The 18,307-nt window shown below is 42.4% G+C and carries 14 protein-coding genes; all 14 read left to right on the forward strand.

The features are described from left to right. The first annotated feature begins 3 nt into the window (after nucleotides 1-3). On the forward strand, nucleotides 4-1,410 hold the full coding sequence (gene wcaM, locus GV764_RS07760) for a colanic acid biosynthesis protein WcaM (RefSeq protein WP_161659651.1): 1,407 nt from the start codon (nucleotides 4-6) through the stop codon (nucleotides 1,408-1,410). 180 nt (nucleotides 1,411-1,590) lie between these two features. After that, nucleotides 1,591-2,481: a UTP--glucose-1-phosphate uridylyltransferase GalF gene (gene galF / locus GV764_RS07765; protein ID WP_161659652.1), complete on the forward strand. Its 891-nt coding sequence runs from the start codon at nucleotides 1,591-1,593 to the stop codon at nucleotides 2,479-2,481. A gap of 434 nt (nucleotides 2,482-2,915) precedes the next feature. Beyond that, a complete protein-coding gene (locus GV764_RS07770; protein WP_161659653.1) occupies nucleotides 2,916-4,331 on the forward strand; it encodes a mannose-1-phosphate guanylyltransferase/mannose-6-phosphate isomerase in 1,416 nt (471 codons plus the stop codon). Between the two features lie 18 nt (nucleotides 4,332-4,349). Continuing rightward, nucleotides 4,350-5,726, forward strand: a complete 1,377-nt coding sequence (cpsG, locus tag GV764_RS07775) for a phosphomannomutase CpsG (protein ID WP_161659654.1) — start codon at nucleotides 4,350-4,352, stop codon at nucleotides 5,724-5,726. A 3-nt stretch (nucleotides 5,727-5,729) separates the two neighbouring features. Next, nucleotides 5,730-6,524 (forward strand): ABC transporter permease, encoded by a 795-nt coding sequence (locus GV764_RS07780; protein WP_161659655.1) that lies wholly within the window; start codon nucleotides 5,730-5,732, stop codon nucleotides 6,522-6,524. Then, nucleotides 6,524-7,801 (forward strand): ABC transporter ATP-binding protein, encoded by a 1,278-nt coding sequence (locus GV764_RS07785; RefSeq protein ID WP_161659656.1) that lies wholly within the window; start codon nucleotides 6,524-6,526, stop codon nucleotides 7,799-7,801. Before GV764_RS07780 ends, GV764_RS07785 begins: the two co-directional genes overlap by 1 nt. A 1-nt stretch (nucleotide 7,802) precedes the next feature. After that, a complete protein-coding gene (locus GV764_RS07790) occupies nucleotides 7,803-9,701 on the forward strand; it encodes a methyltransferase domain-containing protein (protein ID WP_161659657.1) in 1,899 nt (632 codons plus the stop codon). Nucleotides 9,702-9,727: 26 nt separating this feature from the next. Continuing rightward, nucleotides 9,728-11,107 carry a glycosyltransferase family protein gene (locus GV764_RS07795; protein WP_161659658.1) on the forward strand — a complete coding sequence of 460 codons (1,380 nt, stop codon included), beginning with the start codon at nucleotides 9,728-9,730 and terminating at the stop codon, nucleotides 11,105-11,107. After that, nucleotides 11,104-11,874: a WcbI family polysaccharide biosynthesis putative acetyltransferase gene (locus GV764_RS07800; protein ID WP_161659659.1), complete on the forward strand. Its 771-nt coding sequence runs from the start codon at nucleotides 11,104-11,106 to the stop codon at nucleotides 11,872-11,874. The genes GV764_RS07795 and GV764_RS07800 overlap by 4 nt, the downstream gene beginning before the upstream one ends. Before the next feature lie 35 nt (nucleotides 11,875-11,909). After that, complete coding sequence (gene gmd, locus GV764_RS07805; protein ID WP_161659660.1) at nucleotides 11,910-12,944, forward strand: GDP-mannose 4,6-dehydratase; 1,035 nt, start codon at nucleotides 11,910-11,912, stop codon at nucleotides 12,942-12,944. Then, nucleotides 12,944-13,840 (forward strand): GDP-mannose 4,6-dehydratase, encoded by an 897-nt coding sequence (locus GV764_RS07810; RefSeq protein WP_161659661.1) that lies wholly within the window; start codon nucleotides 12,944-12,946, stop codon nucleotides 13,838-13,840. Before gmd ends, GV764_RS07810 begins: the two co-directional genes overlap by 1 nt. After that, nucleotides 13,837-14,973: a glycosyltransferase family 4 protein gene (locus tag GV764_RS07815; protein WP_161659662.1), complete on the forward strand. Its 1,137-nt coding sequence runs from the start codon at nucleotides 13,837-13,839 to the stop codon at nucleotides 14,971-14,973. The genes GV764_RS07810 and GV764_RS07815 overlap by 4 nt, the downstream gene beginning before the upstream one ends. A gap of 4 nt (nucleotides 14,974-14,977) precedes the next feature. Beyond that, on the forward strand, nucleotides 14,978-16,111 hold the full coding sequence (locus GV764_RS07820; RefSeq protein WP_161659663.1) for a glycosyltransferase family 4 protein: 1,134 nt from the start codon (nucleotides 14,978-14,980) through the stop codon (nucleotides 16,109-16,111). Nucleotides 16,112-16,176: 65 nt separating this feature from the next. Beyond that, complete coding sequence (locus tag GV764_RS07825) at nucleotides 16,177-18,135, forward strand: DUF7024 domain-containing protein (protein ID WP_161659664.1); 1,959 nt, start codon at nucleotides 16,177-16,179, stop codon at nucleotides 18,133-18,135. Nucleotides 18,136-18,307: the final 172 nt, after the last annotated feature.

An 18,307-nucleotide genomic window follows, 5' to 3' on the forward strand; every position in this document is an offset into this window, starting at 1 on the left:
TTTATGGGTAACCAAAAGACCTGGACGCGACGCACCCTGCTTAAAGCCACAGGCTCCGTGGCGCTTCTTCCCCTTCTCCATAGCCCTGTCGCTCGTGCGCTTGAAAACCCCGCCGCCGTGAATGTCGAACGCTATTTTCGTACTGACTGGCCGGACGCGTTCAGGCGCGCCTTTGAGGCGGCGCAGACTGTCGATGTGCCTGAGAATGTCGTCTGCAACAACGTCAATAGCGCTGTCTTTATACCCGCAGGTAAGACGTTACGGGTAAAGGGACGTATCGAAGGCAATGGCAACGGGCGTTTTGTTTTAGCCGATCGCTGCCAGGTCACGGGCGAGGGGAGGGCGGAGATCCATAATGTGATTCTCGATATCCGCGGCTCGGACTGCCGGATAACTCAGCTGAAGATGAGCGGCTTCGGGCCGGTCGCGCTGGTCTTTATTGGCAGACGCGCCCCGGAAACCATGCGTAATCTGACGATTGACCATCTGACGGTGCAGGACGCCAACTATGGGATTCTGCGCCAGGGCTTCCACAATAAGATCGAAAGCGTACGCATTACCAACGGCCATTTCAGCCGTTTACAGGGCGACGCGATAGAGTGGAACGTGGCTATCAACGATCGCGACTTACTGATATCCGATCACATCGTTGAGGACATCAATTGCACCAATGGGAAAACTAACTGGGGGATTGGTATCGGACTGGCGGGCAGTACTTACGACAACGACTACCCGGAAAGCCAGGCGGTAAAGCATTTTGTCGTTGCGAATATAACCGGCAAAAACTGCCGGCAATTAGTCCATGTGGAAAACGGTAAACATTTTGTCATTCGTAATATTACTGCGCAAAATATTACCCCGGACTACAGTAAAAAAGCGGGAATTGACAATGCCACTGTCGCCATATATGGATGCGATAATTTTTCCATCGAAAATATTAAAATGGTCAATAGCGCAGGCCTGTTAATAGGCTATGGGGTGGTAAAAGGGAAATATTTGTCGATTCCGCAGAATTTCCGGCTGGATAACGTTTTTTTAGATAATCAGCGAAGCGAGAAAAAACTGCGCGGCATCCAAATTTCATCCGGTAACGCGACGTCATTTGTTTCGGTAACCAACCTTGACCTGAAAGCCGCTTCGCTGGAAATCCACAACAAGCCTCAACATCTTTTTTTAAGTAATATCAATGTAATGCAGGCTGCCAGCGACGGGCCGGCGCTTAGACTACACTTTGACTTGCGAAAGGACGTTCGCGGGCGGTTTATGGCGCGGGATGAGACATTGCTTTCGTTGCGCAATATTAACGCAGTGAACAAAAAGGGGCAGGTATCAGTCGATATCGACCGAATCGACCAAAAATATATCAATGTCTCGGCGCTCAATTTCAGGTTACCCAAAAAATCACCGTGACTTTTTAATGCGCGACTTTGCGAATATTCCTGGCCTCCGCTGCGTTTTTTACGTTTTTTATACATTTCAAGCTGCTAAGCGGAGAGGTAGAATTGGGTGTTCGTTTCGCTTAACAAAACGTGCTGGCGTTGGAGCGCGAAAAGACTATAATTCATCGACCATTTTGAGGTGGGATTGATAATGATTAATTTGAAAGCAGTAATTCCGGTTGCCGGTCTGGGCATGCATATGTTGCCTGCCACCAAAGCGATTCCGAAAGAGATGCTTCCTATCGTCGATAAGCCAATGATTCAGTACATCGTCGACGAGATCGTAGCCGCTGGCATCAAAGAGATCGTGCTTGTTACTCACTCTTCGAAAAATGCGGTTGAAAACCACTTTGATACTTCCTATGAACTCGAGGCTCTGCTTGAGCAACGTGTTAAACGCCAGTTGCTGGCGGAAGTGAAGTCAATCTGTCCCCCGGGCGTGACCATCATGAACGTCCGCCAGGCTCAACCGCTGGGCCTTGGCCACTCTATTCTTTGTGCGCAACCTGTCGTCGGTAACAATCCGTTTGTTGTCGTGCTGCCGGATATTGTGCTGGATGACGCATCCGCCGACCCTCTGCGCTACAACCTTGCTGCAATGGTGGCGCGTTTCCAGGAAACCGGCCGCAGCCAGGTGCTCGCGAAGCGTATGGAAGGGGATCTCTCCGAGTATTCCGTTATTACGACGCAGGAGCCGCTCGATACTGAAGGCAAAGTGGCGCGTATCGTCGATTTTATCGAAAAACCGGATCAGCCGCAGACGCTGGCTTCTGATGTGATGGCAGTAGGGCGGTATGTGCTTTCAGCCGATATCTGGTCTGAACTGGAACGTACTGAACCGGGAGCCTGGGGGCGCGTTCAGCTAACGGATGCCATTGCCGCTATGAATAAAAATCAACCGGTTGAAGCGATGCTGATGACTGGCGACAGTTACGACTGCGGTAAAAAAATGGGTTACATGCAGGCCTTTGTCAACTACGGTTTACGTAACCTGAAAGAAGGTCAAAAATTTAGGGAAAGCATTAAGAAGATGCTGTCATAATCAGTGCTTTTCGTTTAAAAATGAACGGTTGCAAATCAACATATAATGCGATCGTTCATTATTTAGACGCTTCGTAGATAAGTTTGGCTTAATTATCGGGCAATCTACCGCTTAGTTAAAATTTGAGTTAGCGCCGATATCAGAAGTATTTATGGTCCTTAAATGAAATCAGTCCTGTCTCCGCAAAAAAATGTTCTATCCTATCGCTGTCACTTTTCAGCAGGTGCAGTGCACTTCGTAAAAAATTCCTGACTCTTGTTTTCCTGACCGCGTTGCATACGGGCCAGGAGGATTCGCCAGTAACTTTTACCAAGAGTACTAACAAACAACGAAGCCGTACGCGCTCTGGTTGCGAAAGCCAGGGGCGGTAGCGTACCTGATTGATATATTTATACCTCGTTATTGACAAATTCACTAATATTAAGGATTGCAAAATGCTACTTCCTGTGATTATGGCTGGTGGAACCGGTAGTCGTTTATGGCCAATGTCACGTGAACTGTATCCTAAACAGTTTCTTCGTTTGTATGGACAACGATCGATGCTTCAGGAAACAGTGGTACGCCTGGATGGTGTGAATGCAAGAGAACCCGTCGTAATTTGCAATGAAGAGCATCGTTTCCTGGTTGCGGAGCAACTCAGACAAATCGATAAACTTTCTCATAATATTATTCTTGAACCCGTTGGCCGCAATACTGCGCCAGCAATCGCGCTTGCCGCACTCAGTGCTATCGAGAATGGCGACGATCCAATTTTATTAGTTCTGGCCGCTGACCATATTATTAATAATAAAGCAGCCTTCCATGAAGCGGTACAGGCGGCATTTGAATATGCTAAAAAAGGCAGTCTGGTCACTTTTGGAATCGTTCCAACCGGCCCTGAGACAGGTTATGGGTATATCCATAGAGGTGAGCAAGTCACCCCTGAGTCAGATTCGCCTTTCAAAGTTAACCGTTTTGTTGAAAAACCCAATCGTGAAACTGCTGAAGAGTATATCTCATCAGGAGAATATTACTGGAACAGCGGGATGTTTATGTTCCGGGCAAAAAAATATCTTTCAGAGCTGGAGAAATTCCGCCCGGATATTTTGGATGCATGTAAAGCCGCTATCCTGAACGCAAAAGACGGTGATGATTTCATTAATGTCGATAAAGAACTCTTCGTTGCATGCCCGGATGAGTCCATTGACTATGCCGTTATGGAAAAAACATCAGATGCCGTCGTTGTTAGCCTGGATGCTGACTGGAGCGATGTCGGCTCATGGTCTGCTCTGTGGGAAGTGAGCAACAAGAATGAATGCGGTAATGTTCTTACTGGTGATACGTTCACGCATAATACCAACAACTGCTACATTAACACCGATGAAAAACTTGTTGCTGCAATAGGCGTTGATAATCTCGTTATTATTAATACTAAAGATGCCGTTCTGGTTGTAAATAAAGACCAGGTACAGGATGTTAAAAAAGTTGTTGAACATCTTAAAGCGCAAAACCGTAGTGAGTATAAACGCCATCGAGAAATTTACCGCCCGTGGGGCCGTTGCGATGTGGTTGTACAATCGGAGCGCTTTAACGTAAACCGAATTACTGTTAAACCCGGCGCCGCATTTTCAATGCAAATGCATCATCATCGTACAGAACACTGGGTCATGCTTTCGGGCACGGGAAAAGTCACAATCCAGGATAAATCGTTTTTATTGACTGAAAACCAGTCAACCTTTATTCCAATTGGATCTCAGCATCGCCTTGAGAATCCAGGGAAAATACCTCTGGAACTTTTAGAAATTCAGTCAGGCTCTTATTTGGGCGATGACGACATTATTCGTATTATTGACCAATACGGTCGTTGCTAATTTTAAGGATTAATTAAGATGTCATCATTAACTTGCTTTAAGGCATATGATATTCGCGGCGAATTGGGCACAGAGCTGAATGAAGATATTGCATATCGTATTGGTCGCGCATATGGCGAATTTTTAAAACCCAAAACTATCGTAGTAGGCGGTGATGTTCGCCTTACAAGCGAAGCGCTGAAATTAGCTCTGGCCAATGGTCTCAGAGATGCCGGGACAGACGTGCTTGATATTGGTCTGAGCGGAACCGAAGAAATCTATTTCGCGACTTTCCATCTGGGTGTTGATGGGGGTATTGAGGTCACTGCCAGCCATAATCCGATGAATTATAATGGCATGAAGCTGGTTCGTGAAAACGCAAAACCTATCAGTGGTGATACTGGCCTGCGCGATGTTCAACGGCTTGCTGAAGAAAATAATTTTTCAAAAGTCGATGAAAGCCAGCGGGGCAGCTATAAGCAAATCACCATTCTGGATGCCTATGTAGATCATTTAATGAGCTATGTGAATCTGGAGAACTTTAACCGCCCGATGAAGTTGGTTATTAACTCCGGTAATGGGGCGGCAGGCCATGTCATTGATGCAATTGAAAAGCGCTTTCAGGCAGCCAATGTGCCGGTAACGTTTATCAAAGTGCATCACCAGCCTGACGGTAATTTCCCTAATGGTATTCCTAACCCATTATTGCCAGAATGCCGTCAGGACACAGCCGATGCTGTGCGTGAACATCACGCCGATATGGGTATTGCGTTCGATGGAGATTTTGACCGCTGTTTCCTGTTTGATGGCGAAGCGCAATTCATTGAAGGATATTATATTGTTGGCTTACTGGCAGAAGCATTCCTGCAAAAAGAGCCTGGCGCCAAGATTATCCACGATCCTCGCCTGACCTGGAACACCATGGATATCGTTACAAAAGCAGGTGGTGTTCCTGTCATGTCCAAAACTGGGCACGCTTTTATTAAAGAGCGTATGCGTAAAGAAGACGCGATTTATGGTGGTGAAATGAGTGCTCACCATTATTTCCGCGATTTTGCTTATTGCGATAGTGGAATGATTCCCTGGTTATTGGTCGCTGAATTACTGTGTGTAAAAAATACCAGCCTGAAAGCCTTGGTTGCTGACCGAATGGCAGCATTTCCTGCTTCCGGGGAGATTAATAACAAGCTGGATGATGCCAAAGCCGCAATCGAAAAAATCCGGGCAGTTTATGAGCCAGAAGCAACGCATGTTGATTTGACCGATGGTGTGAGCATTGAGTTCGATAGCTGGCGCTTTAACTTACGTAGTTCCAATACTGAACCCGTAGTACGTCTCAACGTTGAATCAAGAAATAATACTAAGTTGATGAACGATAAAACCTCTGAAATTTTGACATTAATGCTTGGAAAGTAATAAATGAAAGACCTTTTATTGTCAATATACCGTTACCGGGGGTTTATCCTCGGTAGCGTCAAGCGTGAATTTCAGGTGCGTTATAAAACCAGTATGCTGGGAGCGGCATGGTTAATATTACAACCGTTATCGTTGATTCTTGTTTATACCCTGATCTTTTCTGAGATCATGCAGGCTAAGTTGCCGAACGTAACCGGTGCGTTTGCCTACAGCATTTATCTCTGCTCAGGGGTGTTAACATGGGGGCTATTTGCTGAGATTTTGGGGCGAAGCGTTAGCGTTTTCCTTGAAAATGCTAATATGCTGAAAAAGCTGAATTTCCCCAGAATATGTTTGCCAGTCATTGTTGTTGTCTCGGCAATTTTAAACTTTCTTATCATCTTTACCTTATTTTCGATTTTCCTGATCGTCACAGGGCAATTTCCCTATGAAGTGATTGTCGCCATTATACCGTTACTCATCATCCAGATTGCGTTCACCATCGGTCTGGGTATGGTATTGGGTGTGATGAACGTATTCTTCAGGGATATCGGTCAATTTATTGCCATCCTGATACAGTTCTGGTTCTGGTTTACGCCGATTGTTTATACCGTAAATATCGTACCGGAATGGGCTAAAGATATTATTATGTTGAATCCATTATCAAAGCTGGTCGTCTCGTACCAATCGATAATGGTTTATCAAAAATGGCCTGATTGGCAACTTGTTCTTCCAGTCGCGGTTTCAGCGGTTGTTCTTTGTACATTGGGAATGTATATGTTTAGAAAATTTTCAGCTGATATGGTGGACGAACTGTAATGGACAGCATATCTGTAAATAAAGTTGGAAAAGCATATAAGATTTATTTTAATCGTTTTGGACGGTTATTAGAGTGGATATCACCTGTAAAAAGAGCGCATCATAATCTTAAGTGGGTGTTGCAAGATATTTCCTTTACGGTAGGCAAAGGGGAGACCGTTGGCATAATTGGCGTCAACGGCGCGGGAAAAAGTACGTTACTCAAACTCATTACGGGTACGTCACAACCGACCACCGGATCAGTAACCATAAACGGGCGCATTGCAGCAATGCTGGAATTAGGCATGGGATTCCATCCTGATTTTACTGGGCGGCAGAACGTATTTATGGCATGCCAGTTACAGGGACTCAGCATCGAACAGATCCAGGTGTTGATGCCAGAGATAGAAGCCTTTGCAGAAATTGGCGAAGCTATTGATCAACCGTTGCGTATTTATTCCAGTGGGATGCAGGTACGACTCGCTTTTAGTGTGGCAACGGCTGTTCGACCTGATGTGCTTATCGTTGACGAAGCATTATCGGTTGGCGATATGGCATTCCAGGCAAAATGTTTCCAGCGCATTAACCGCTATCGCCGGGAAGGCATGACGCTGTTATTTGTGACTCACGCACTTGATGACATCGTTAAACATTGCCAAAAAGCCATTTTATTACGTCATGGCACCATCGATATGATCGGTGAGCCGCGCGATGTCGTTAATCGATTTCGCGATCAAATATTTGGCAAGAGTAAGAAAGTTAAAAAGTCGGATGATAATAAAAAGTTGGAAGTACAACTTTCAACCGAAGATCTTTATCATACGCGCCCGCTATATCAAAAAATTGAGTATCGCTGGGGTGCTGGCGGTGCGAAGATTATTGATTTTGCCGTGGTCGCTGATGAAAAAATGTACCCAACCTCTATTACTACCGGGTCAAAAGTCGATTTCGTTTTTAACGTGTTATTCGAACGCGATATAACACACCCGGTGTTTGGTATCATGATAAAAACCCATGATGGGGTTATCATGTATGGTACCAATTCTGAAATCAGTTCTGATAAAGACGTTACAACAGGGACGTATAAAAGTGGTCAAGTAATTAAGTGTTCATTCAGATGTCCGCTTGACCTCAACAGAGGGAATTATCTTATTTCTCTTGGTGTTTCTGAGTTTTCAATTGATGGTGAAGACAAACCTTTAGATCGCCGCTATGATTCGATCATGATTCAGGTCGTTAACGAGCAGGCGAGCATAGGATTGAGTAATTTAAATGCTGAATTCGATTGGGAACAATAACGTGAGTGATAAAATAAACAGACTGGTTGAAGCGCTTCCCGAGCGCTATCAACCTATTTTCGGGTTCGAGGATTTTACCTCTGAGGCCGAAAGAGAATCCAGTGATAGATTAGCCATCGTTATGAATATTGCTAATCTGCTGGTAAAGCATTTACAGCGCCCGATTCGGGTGCTTGACCTGGGCTGCGCCCAGGGTTTCTTTAGTCTGAATCTGGCTGGAATAAGTGAATCAATCGTCGGGATCGATTACTTAGATAAAAACGTTGAATTGTGTACGGGGTTAGCTGAGTTTCATAATTTTGAGCATGTCAAATTTTATGAAAATGATATCGCTTCATTTGTTAGTACCCTTGAACCTGATTCTTATGATTTAGTTCTGGGCTTAAATGTTTTCCATCATGTCTGCCATGCAATAGGCTATGATGAAACGAAAAGAATTATCAATAAAATAGCGCTAAATTCTAAAGTATTGCTCACAGAACTTGCGTTAAAAGAAGAACCATTATATTGGGCAGAATCATTACCTGATAATGTTTATTCTAATCTTGATAATATCGCCTATCAATATACGCTTCAGATGTTTGCAACACATTTATCGGATGTTGAGCGTCCCTTAATTTTTTCAAGCAACTACCTCTGGTGCGATGGAGTGAATATTGGTGAGTTTACTTCATGGAAAGATGAACCCCATGAATATTCTCATGGATATCATTTGAATAGTAGACGTTATTTCTTTTCAGAGAGCAACGTCATTAAATGTTATTACTTCAATAACGGTCAAAAAGAAAATAATTTACAAGAATTTCAAAAAGAATACAGCTATTTCAAATCGGGACATACTTTCCCCAGTTTTATTCCAGCCATTGTGAGTTGTACTCAAAATAAATGGCAAGGCGTCGTGGTTCTTGAAAAAGTTGAAGGCGAACTGCTTTCCAGCAGAATAGCGTCAGGCGGAGATTTTTCTCATAAGGATATAATTTCTAATTTATTAACAAACGTGACCGAATTAGAGAAGAATGGCCTCTATCATACTGACCTTCGCATCTGGAATATTTTCCTTGCTAACGATACGCAACTGAATTTCATTGATATTGGATCGATCACGACTGATATCCGTACAACGAGTTGGCCTTTTAACGTTTTTGTCGATTTTATAATTCTTGTTCAGGATGTCATTAAAGCGCATTCTGACGAAATTACTGCGGTTCGTTATCCATTCTTACAAGACACCTGGTATGATGAATCTCAGGTAAAAGTATGGATTTCTTTAATTTGGAGTACGCCGCACACAAGCTGGAACTTCAAATTATTCCTTGATTTATGGAATAAAGCCGAACAGCTTAGCGATTCGAGTAATATTGATATGCATCCAGTTAATATCAAATACTGGATGAAGCTGATTGAAACCTTTTTAGTTTTCAATCCGCGCGAAGAAAAATTCATAAATTCTCTGTTTCAGAAAAATTTCTTTGATTTTCATTACCAATTGTCAGGGCAGGTTGAAAAAACATCTAATTTTATTTATTCCCTTGATGCTAAAGTCAAACAATTTGAATCAGAGAATTCACAAAACTTGTCTTCTATCGAAGATAAACTGAGTCAATTGTATAAAGAATATCATGATACAGTGGGTTATCTTGATAAAAGGATTGATCAACTAAATGAGGGGAATGGTTTCTCGGTTGCCACTATCGATGATAAATTAAATACTTTCGATAATAAGTTTAATTCTTTTTCTGATGCTTATAATATTAGTTCAGAAAATAACCGAAAAGAGCTTACGGAAAAAATAGTGATGCTGGAACAGCAGTGCAACCTGTTAACAAAACAGATTGAAATTATTAATACAAAAAAACCATCTTTATTACAAAGAATAATTGACAAGTTATTACCAAAATAAAAATTACCGTATAAAGGAGTCGGGTTTTGTTTAGAAGAATTGAGATGTTCGGCTTTAAGGTGCTGCGTTATTTCTTTCCAAAGGCAGCAAGTGTGATACGTGCCATTTATGCGCATCAGACGACTGCTGTTCATACCACTCAAGAGCCTCTAGTCCATAGCAGTGCAATGAATATTATGGAGCTGGTGAGCTACCATAATATTTTAAATGCGGTTGATAAAAAGACCCAACGAATTGCTGTTATTTCACCAATGCCTCCTGCACAAACGGGCATTGCAGATTACACATTAATCTCGTTTGTTAATAATAATATTGAAACACATTTTTATGGTGATTATCCTGATATTGATGTGATGCTTGAACACAAAAAAGCATTAAGTCAGGATAATCCATCCCAATTTTTTGCTGTTGATACGTATGTCAACGCAGCCAAAATGGTTGATTATTCCTTAGAGGTTTTTGTATTAGGGAATTCAGATCATAACCTTAAAATGGCTGTGTCGTTATTAACGACAAAAAAAACCTCAGCACCACGTGCATTATATCTTCACGACCTTTGTTTATTTAATCTCTTATTCCTTGTTTGTATCGAATTGAATTTGAGTTATGTGCAAGTTCTTCGGGATGCTTATGCGCATAAAGATCCAGAGCTTTTAAATGACAAAAATGTCTTTGATATCCATCATTTAATAGATAATGGTATTTATGCATTAAAACCTTTCGTTGATCGCGGGTTGGTTGATGAGATGTGGGTTAACTCCTCAGCGGCGCGTCAGTTAGCTGAAACCGACCTCGGATCTGTGACCCCGATCGTTATTAAAGAAACTTTTTTGCCTGTTCCAACTATTAAACTTGAACGTAGTAATGATCTTGACGAAGATTACATTCGTATTGGTTCATTTGGTCTTCCTAACGCAGGTAAAGATACGCCAAAGATCATTAAAGCGGTTCAAAAATTAGTCGATAAGGGTATAAAAATAAAGTTAATCATTGCAGGCTACCTTGCAGAGGATTTCTTTAAAAATAACTACAGCTCAGTGCCTGACTTTATTGAGATTCATGATTCGCCAGATGAAGATGAACTGTTTCGTCTAATGGCAAGTATTGATTTAGCTCTCCAGCTTCGTAAAAAAAGTCTTGGTGAAAGCTCTGGTGTCGTGCCGCAACTTTTAACATTAAAGAAAAATGTTATTGTCACCAGAATTGGATCTTTCGTGGATTACGGTGAAGCGGTTCGCATGGTAGAGGATTCCCTCACTGCAGATGAATTAGCTTCAGTCATTAACGATGAGTTACTACATATTGGTGGGCGCACCGCTGATATTGATAATTATCTCAATACGCATGGCGTACAAGATTTTATCAACTTTGTCAATGGCTGCATCCCTCACGGGATTAAAAAATGAAAAAAGTAGGTATCTATCTTACTTGCCAAGGTTTTCTGGTAAAAAAAGCAATCGAATTAACCTATCCTGACTATAAGATTATTTTAACAGAAAACTGGCGGCAGATTGCCAGTAACGAGCCTTTGTCAAAGGATTACGATGATATCGACATTTTCATTTATCAACAGTTAGCCGGTGATTACCCTGAATTTTTAATGCCAGAGCATATTATTCAGACGCGGCTTCGCCCTGATGTGCAACTTGTGACCGTGCCCTATATTGCCTGGACAGGCCTTTTCCCGTGGGCACTAGGCGGTGAGATTTTAAAACCTACTAAAAGCGCATACTGCAATATCTGGCTGGATAAATATTCTGAAGCCCCTGACGATGTTGCGACTATCTGGGATGATGTATCTGAAGACGCGATCAGGGAAAATGCAGAAAAATCGCTCAGCACCCTTGAGAGCAAAGAATCGACGACGGATGTCAAGGGCATTGCGGACTATATACGCAACCACTACCGGGATCATCCGCTTTTTTATACCATCAATCATCCTCGCGGCCATTTAGCTCTTTTTTACGTCAACCAAATTTTTAAATGTTTAGGTTGGCAGGAGCTCCCTAATGCAATGTACAAAGAGCTTGATCGCGTTTTGGATGTGGAAAAATCGCCGCTTAGTACACGTGTTTCTTCGGCTTTAGGTCTTAATTATGTCGACAGGGTTTGTTACTATAGCGATAAGAAACCCAGAACCGTATACAATTATCTGAATAATTATTTTAATTAACCCCTTCCATCAGTAAACATAATGGTAAAGACGAAATGAAAACTGCAGTCGTAACGGGCATTACAGGCCAAGATGGCGCCTACTTAGCTGAGCTTCTGTTGAATAAAGGTTACACGGTGTATGGAACATACCGCCGGACGAGTTCAGTTAATTTTTGGCGTATTGAAGAATTGGGTATTAAAAATAACCCTAATCTTCATCTGGTTGAATATGATTTGACTGACCTGTCCGCAAGCATTCGTTTGCTGCAAAATACGGGTGCGACCGAAGTTTATAATCTGGCAGCTCAGAGTTTTGTGGGTGTTTCTTTTGAGCAACCAGTCACTACCGCAGAAATTACAGGCATTGGCCCAGTAAATCTGCTGGAAGCAATTCGCATTGTTAACCCGAAAATTCGCTTTTATCAGGCGTCCACTTCAGAAATGTTCGGCTTGGTTCAAGCTGTGCCGCAGAAAGAAGACACGCCGTTCTACCCGCGTAGCCCGTATGGCGTAGCGAAACTCTATGCTCACTGGATGACAGTGAACTATCGCGAAAGCTATGGCATTTTTGCCTCCAGCGGTATCCTGTTCAACCATGAATCTCCGCTGCGTGGGCAGGAATTTGTCACCCGTAAAATCACTGATACTGTTGCCAAAATCAAACTTGGCAAGGCTGAAGTGCTTGAATTAGGTAACATGGACGCGAAACGTGACTGGGGCTTTGCTAAAGAATACGTTGAAGGTATGTGGCGTATGCTTCAGGCCGATCAGCCGGATACCTTTGTCCTGGCGACTAACCGTACTGAAACCGTACGTGATTTCGTATCAATGGCTTTCAAAGCTGCGGGCTACACGTTACGTTTCGAAGGGAAAGACGAACAGGAAGTGGGTATTGATGTAGAGACCGGTAAAACCTTGGTGCGTGTTAATCCGAAGTTTTTCCGCCCTGCTGAGGTTGATTTACTTATTGGCAACCCCGCTCGTGCAAAAGAAATTCTGGGTTGGGAACCGAAAACCACACTGGAGCAATTATGCCAGATGATGGTAGAAGAAGACCTGCGTCGTAATCAGCAAGGATTTTCTTTCTAATGACAGGCACCGGCAAACGAGCCCTGGTAACAGGCATCAATGGGTTTACCGGTCGCTATGTGGCAGCGGAACTTTCCGCTGCCGGATATCGTGTTTACGGCCTGGGCTCAGCCCCTTCAGATGAAGCTGACTATTTTCATGTCGATTTGCTTGATACCGTTCAGCTCTCGGATGTTGTCAAAAATATAAAGCCTGATGTCGCTATCCATTTAGCCGCCATTGCGTTTGTGGGTCATGGCGACGCGAAAGCGTTTTACGATGTGAATATCGTCGGAACTCGCAATCTATTGCAGGCGCTCTATGATAGCAGTCATCCCATGGATGCAGTCTTACTGGCCAGCAGCGCTAACATTTATGGCAACAGTACTGAGGGCCAGCTAGCTGAAACGACGCCTGCCAACCCGGCTAATGACTACGCTGTCAGTAAGCTGGCAATGGAATATATGGCGAAGATCTGGTTGGATAAATTACCCATATTTATTACTCGACCATTCAATTATACCGGCGTGGGTCAGGCGGATAATTTCTTATTGCCAAAAATCGTTAAGCACTTTAAAGAAAAATCACCTACGATTGAACTGGGTAATATCGACGTATGGCGTGATTTTACAGATGTAAGAGCATTGAGCAAGGCATATGTGGAACTGGTTAAAGCACAACCACGTGGTGAAATCGTAAATATATGCTCTGGTAGAACCTACTCGTTAAGAAAAGTGGTAGAGCTGTGTGAAAAAATCACAGGTCACCATCTTGAAATTAAAGTTAATCCGGCTTTTGTGCGTGCAAATGAAGTGAAAACACTGTGCGGTAATCCAGAGAAATTACGCGCGCTCATACCTGACTGGGAAGTACCTGCCCTGGAAGAAACGCTGCGCTGGATGTTGGAAAACGAATGAAAGTCATATTTGGTACCGACTCGATAAAATATCCCTTAACGGGTATTGGTCGGTATGCTTATGAGTTAGCAAAATGTTTATCAAAAAGCTCAGAGATCTCTGAGCTTTTGTTTCTTAAAGGGCGCACATTATCCAGCCAACTACCAGAGGTAGTAGAAAACAAAACTACTGCTCATGGGTTGACTCAGCGATTACGTAAAAACCCGCTTGCCGCTGAAATCTATCGCCTGACTGCTCCCTGGCTAAAAACGCAGGTTCTTCGTCATCATAAAGATGCAATCTATCACGGCCCTAATTTTTATTTACCGCCTCATGTTGAGCGCTGTGTCGTTACCTTTCATGATCTTTCGGTGTTTACCTGGCCACAATGCCATCCTGTAGAGCGCGTTAAGTTTATGCAAAAAGAGTTAATGCAGACGCTTAAGCGAGCACAAATTTTTATTACCGACTCCGAATTTACGCGTCGTGAACTGATTGAATATTTTAATCTCCCGGAAAATAAAGTTTATACGGCGAGTCTTGCCAGCAGCGGTGAGTTTTATCCTGCCGGGGCACAAGAGGTCGCGCCTGTACTCCAAAAATATAAGCTAAGCGCCTCTCAATATTGTTTATTTACCGGATCTATAGAACCTCGAAAGAATTTAACAACGCTTCTCGATGCCTATCAAATGCTGCCTCTGGAAATCAGGCAACGCATTCCCCTCGTGATCAGCGGTTTTAAAGGATGGGGTAGCGAAGAATTGCACCATCGTTTTGAACGTGGTGAACGAGAAGGGTGGTTGCGTTATCTTGGCTATACCCCTTCTTCCGATTTACCCTCGCTTTTTGCCGGTGCTAAAAGTTTTCTCTTCCCTTCACTTTATGAAGGTTTTGGCTTGCCGGTTCTGGAGGCAATGGCCTCCGGTGTTCCTGTCGTATGTTCAACAAGTTCTTCTTTGCCCGAGGTCGTAGGTGAATGTGCATTAACGTGTGAAGCCATGGATGTTGATACTTTGAGTCGGCTGATGCTCAAAAGTATCGATGACGATGTATGGCGTGAACAAGCTCGTGTTAAAGGACTACAGCGCGCCTCAACGTTCTCCTGGCAGCGTTGCGCACAAGAGACAATTATTGCCTACAAGCAGGTATATTAATTTCATGCTGAAAGTTCTTCATTTATATAAAACCTATTATCCCGATTCTTTTGGCGGCATTGAGCAGGTTATTTTTCAGCTTAGTGAAGCCGGCTCAAAGTATGGTATTGCTTCTACCACCCTTTCTTTAAGCAAACGTGGCAATATTGATAATGAAAAAATAGGAAACCATTGCGCTAATTATGCCGCGACGAGTTTTGAAATGGCTTCCACGCCTTTCTCGCTAAGCGCAATCAAACGTTTTAAGCAACTGGCAAAGCAGGCTGATATTATTCATTATCATTTTCCTTACCCTTTTATGGATTTACTCCATTTTATGGTAGGGATCAAAAAGCCCTGCATAGTTTCCTATCACTCGGATATTGTTAAGCAAAAACTTGCTCTACGAGTATACGCTCCGCTCATGCACCGCTTTCTCAACGCGGTTGATTGTATTGTCGCAGCGTCACCTAATTATGTTCAGTCTAGTCCGATTTTGCAAAGATACAGCCAAAAGGTCAAAGTCATACCTTATGGTTTAGATAAGTCTTCATATCCGGTGGCTGATAAAGAGCATTTAGAATACTGGCGGAATCGGGTGGGTGAACGCTTTTTCCTGTTTATTGGTGCATTCCGTTATTATAAAGGGTTACAGTTCCTCATTCAGTCTTTAAAAGAACTCGATTATCCATTGGTTATCATTGGTAGCGGCCCGATAGAAAATGAACTTAAAAACCTGGCAAAGGTTAATAAATTAAAAAATGTGCATTTCGTTGGTGCTTTGCCAGATGCCGACAAAGCTGCTTTGCTTGAACTGTGCTATAGCGTTGTGTTTCCGTCACATTTACGCTCTGAAGCGTTTGGGATTACGCTTCTTGAAGGCGCAATGTATGGTAAGCCGCTGATCTCATGCGAAATTGGTACTGGAACCAGTTTTATCAACATCCATAATGAAACGGGTATTGTTGTCAAGCCAGCTAATGTGTCTGCATTATCAAATGCGATGACCCTTCTCTGGGAAAACCCGGAACAGGCAAAGATTTTTGGCAAGAATGCCAAAGAACGCTTTGATAAAATTTTTACTTCGACCTGCATGACTGAGAGTTATAAGGAAATTTATAATGAGCTGGTAGAAAAAACTACTGCTAATAATATTTAAGAAATTAAAACCGTTAGCAATTTTATCTTCTTTTCGTGTTTAAAAGTTATTTTAATGGATTACATATGAAACGTATCAAATTATCATATGATTTCGCATTCATTGTGCTTGCGTTTATTAGTTTGGCTTTTTTTGTAGTTTCCCGGGGGCAGGATGTTAATTTTGACTTGCTGAACTACCATTATTTTACCGGTTATGCCTATCTCCATGGCAGGACGGGCGATGTTGCTCCGGCGTTTATACAAAGTTTCATGCATCCTGGTTTTAACGTTATTTCATATTTGGCTGATACCTATCTTTCTTTTCCCTATAATGCTTTATCGTTATACACGTTACAATTCTTAAGCGTATTCGCCGTCGTGCTTATTTCAAGACAGTTAGCCATTTATCTTAATCTTGAATTGAGTAATTATAGCCGATATATTGCACTTTTATTGTGTGTATTATCACCTCAGTGGATAAGTGAGCTTGGCACTTCGTTTTTTTCTTCCAGCAGTGCAGTTTTAGTTCTTTTTGCTCTGTATTTGATACTGAAGAATAGTATTAACCCTGGTCTGAATTGGTTTATAGCAGGGGTTTTGCTTGGCCTGGCATTTGGTCTCAAATTAACCAATGCGTTATTTGTGGTGGCGTCAATCATCAGTCTGTTGGTAATTATTATACATGGTAAAAAGTGGTCTTTATTTAAAGCGTTCTGCCTTTTTGCCGTAGGCGGCATAATTGGTTTTGGTTTGACGGCGAGTTGGTATTATCATGTCTGGCTTGAATGGGGAAATCCATTTTTCCCTGTTTATAATGATATCTTTAAGTCCTCCTATTTCCCGAGCGTGAGTTGGAAAGATCAGGAATGGCCTTATCATTTTAAAAGTTTATATGAGTTCTTTTCATTCTTTTACCTGTCTGCTATTGGTACAAAAGTCAGCTCAGAAACCTTTTACGCCGATCCACGATATCTCATTTCGGGTATCCTTTTTTTAGCGTTATTAGTGACGCGTAAATTTAAAAATATTAATTCCTACTTGCTTGCCTTTATTAGCTTTGTTGTGGTAAGTGTCATCCTGTGGGCTATTATGTTTGCCTATGTGCGTTATCTTATCCCTACAGAATTAGTATTGGGTTTATTCATATGGGTTGCCATTTGCTTACTTTTCGCCAGTCGCGGTGATTTTTATAAAATTATTATTCTGGCTTGCGCTGGCTATTCCATTTCGACCATAAAAGTTCCTGAATGGGGACATATCCAGTTACCAGAAAATCATACCGGACCCTTTGGTGTCACTATTCCTGAAGCATTCACGACCCCTGCGCAGTATGTTCATCCGGGGAAAGTGATGTCATTTTTATTACCTTACTTACATCCTGACAGCATTTTTTATGGCTTAACTGTTTCTTCAGAAGTTGATAAACTTATTAAAGAGAAGATCGCACAGCATCCAGACCTGCCGCTGCGGGTAGTATTTAATTCTTATATGACTCAGGATGTTGACTGGATTAGAAACATTAACCCTTTCAGCGATAAGTCCTGGCTGCAGTGTGAAAATTTTGGCACCTATATTGGTGTGTTCACCATGTGTGAATTCCAGAAAAAACCATTAGCAAGCTCAGGCGATAATCAGATTGCGTCACATATCGTTGACAAAGATATTCAAAAAGGCTTTCTGAATGTTAAGGGGCTGGGTGGTTTAGAATCCCTGGGACGATGGAGCGATAATAATAAAGTTATCTGGAGATTTACTAATTGTCTGCCTGAAGGCAAGGTTAAAGTTAAATTGAACGCGGCTGCTTTCCAGTCGATGTTAGGTAAATCATTCATCGCTACCGTTGGCGGTCAGTCTGTTCCATTTGAATTAACTAATGAGCTGGGCGAAAAAGAAATTATTTTCGATGTCACTCAAGCTTGCGCCGACACATTAATGATAGATATTCCTGAGGTAAATTCTCCTTTCAATTTAGGTATTGCTAACGATCAACGCCCATTAGGGATTTTTGTTAAAGATCTCAATGTTAGTACCGTCACGCAATAGTATTTTTCGGCAATACAGAGAGAATTTTTTCTGTATTGCCGGTTTTTGAAATATCAATACGGGATAGGTTTCATTGTTTAAAGTAAATTAATTAAAGTGGTGCGTCGCTTTTCGGTGCATCTCTTTAAGTAAATAGCATGATAATATAATGTAAATATTTTATTTACTATTG

The sequence above is a fragment of the Atlantibacter hermannii genome, from assembly GCF_009907385.1.
GTDB classification, from domain to species: Bacteria; Pseudomonadota; Gammaproteobacteria; order Enterobacterales; family Enterobacteriaceae; genus Atlantibacter; species Atlantibacter hermannii_A.

What these genes read in the sequence shown, in the direction of transcription:
- wcaM (WP_161659651.1), top strand. Translation starts at nt 4, where the DNA reads ATGGGTAACCAAAAGACCTGGACGCGACGCACCCTGCTTAAAGCCACA.
- galF (WP_161659652.1), top strand. Translation starts at nt 1,591, where the DNA reads ATGATTAATTTGAAAGCAGTAATTCCGGTTGCCGGTCTGGGCATGCAT.
- GV764_RS07770 (WP_161659653.1), top strand. Translation starts at nt 2,916, where the DNA reads ATGCTACTTCCTGTGATTATGGCTGGTGGAACCGGTAGTCGTTTATGG.
- cpsG (WP_161659654.1), top strand. Translation starts at nt 4,350, where the DNA reads ATGTCATCATTAACTTGCTTTAAGGCATATGATATTCGCGGCGAATTG.
- GV764_RS07780 (WP_161659655.1), top strand. Translation starts at nt 5,730, where the DNA reads ATGAAAGACCTTTTATTGTCAATATACCGTTACCGGGGGTTTATCCTC.
- GV764_RS07785 (WP_161659656.1), top strand. Translation starts at nt 6,524, where the DNA reads ATGGACAGCATATCTGTAAATAAAGTTGGAAAAGCATATAAGATTTAT.
- GV764_RS07800 (WP_161659659.1), top strand. Translation starts at nt 11,104, where the DNA reads ATGAAAAAAGTAGGTATCTATCTTACTTGCCAAGGTTTTCTGGTAAAA.
- gmd (WP_161659660.1), top strand. Translation starts at nt 11,910, where the DNA reads ATGAAAACTGCAGTCGTAACGGGCATTACAGGCCAAGATGGCGCCTAC.
- GV764_RS07810 (WP_161659661.1), top strand. Translation starts at nt 12,944, where the DNA reads ATGACAGGCACCGGCAAACGAGCCCTGGTAACAGGCATCAATGGGTTT.
- GV764_RS07815 (WP_161659662.1), top strand. Translation starts at nt 13,837, where the DNA reads ATGAAAGTCATATTTGGTACCGACTCGATAAAATATCCCTTAACGGGT.
- GV764_RS07820 (WP_161659663.1), top strand. Translation starts at nt 14,978, where the DNA reads ATGCTGAAAGTTCTTCATTTATATAAAACCTATTATCCCGATTCTTTT.
- GV764_RS07825 (WP_161659664.1), top strand. Translation starts at nt 16,177, where the DNA reads ATGAAACGTATCAAATTATCATATGATTTCGCATTCATTGTGCTTGCG.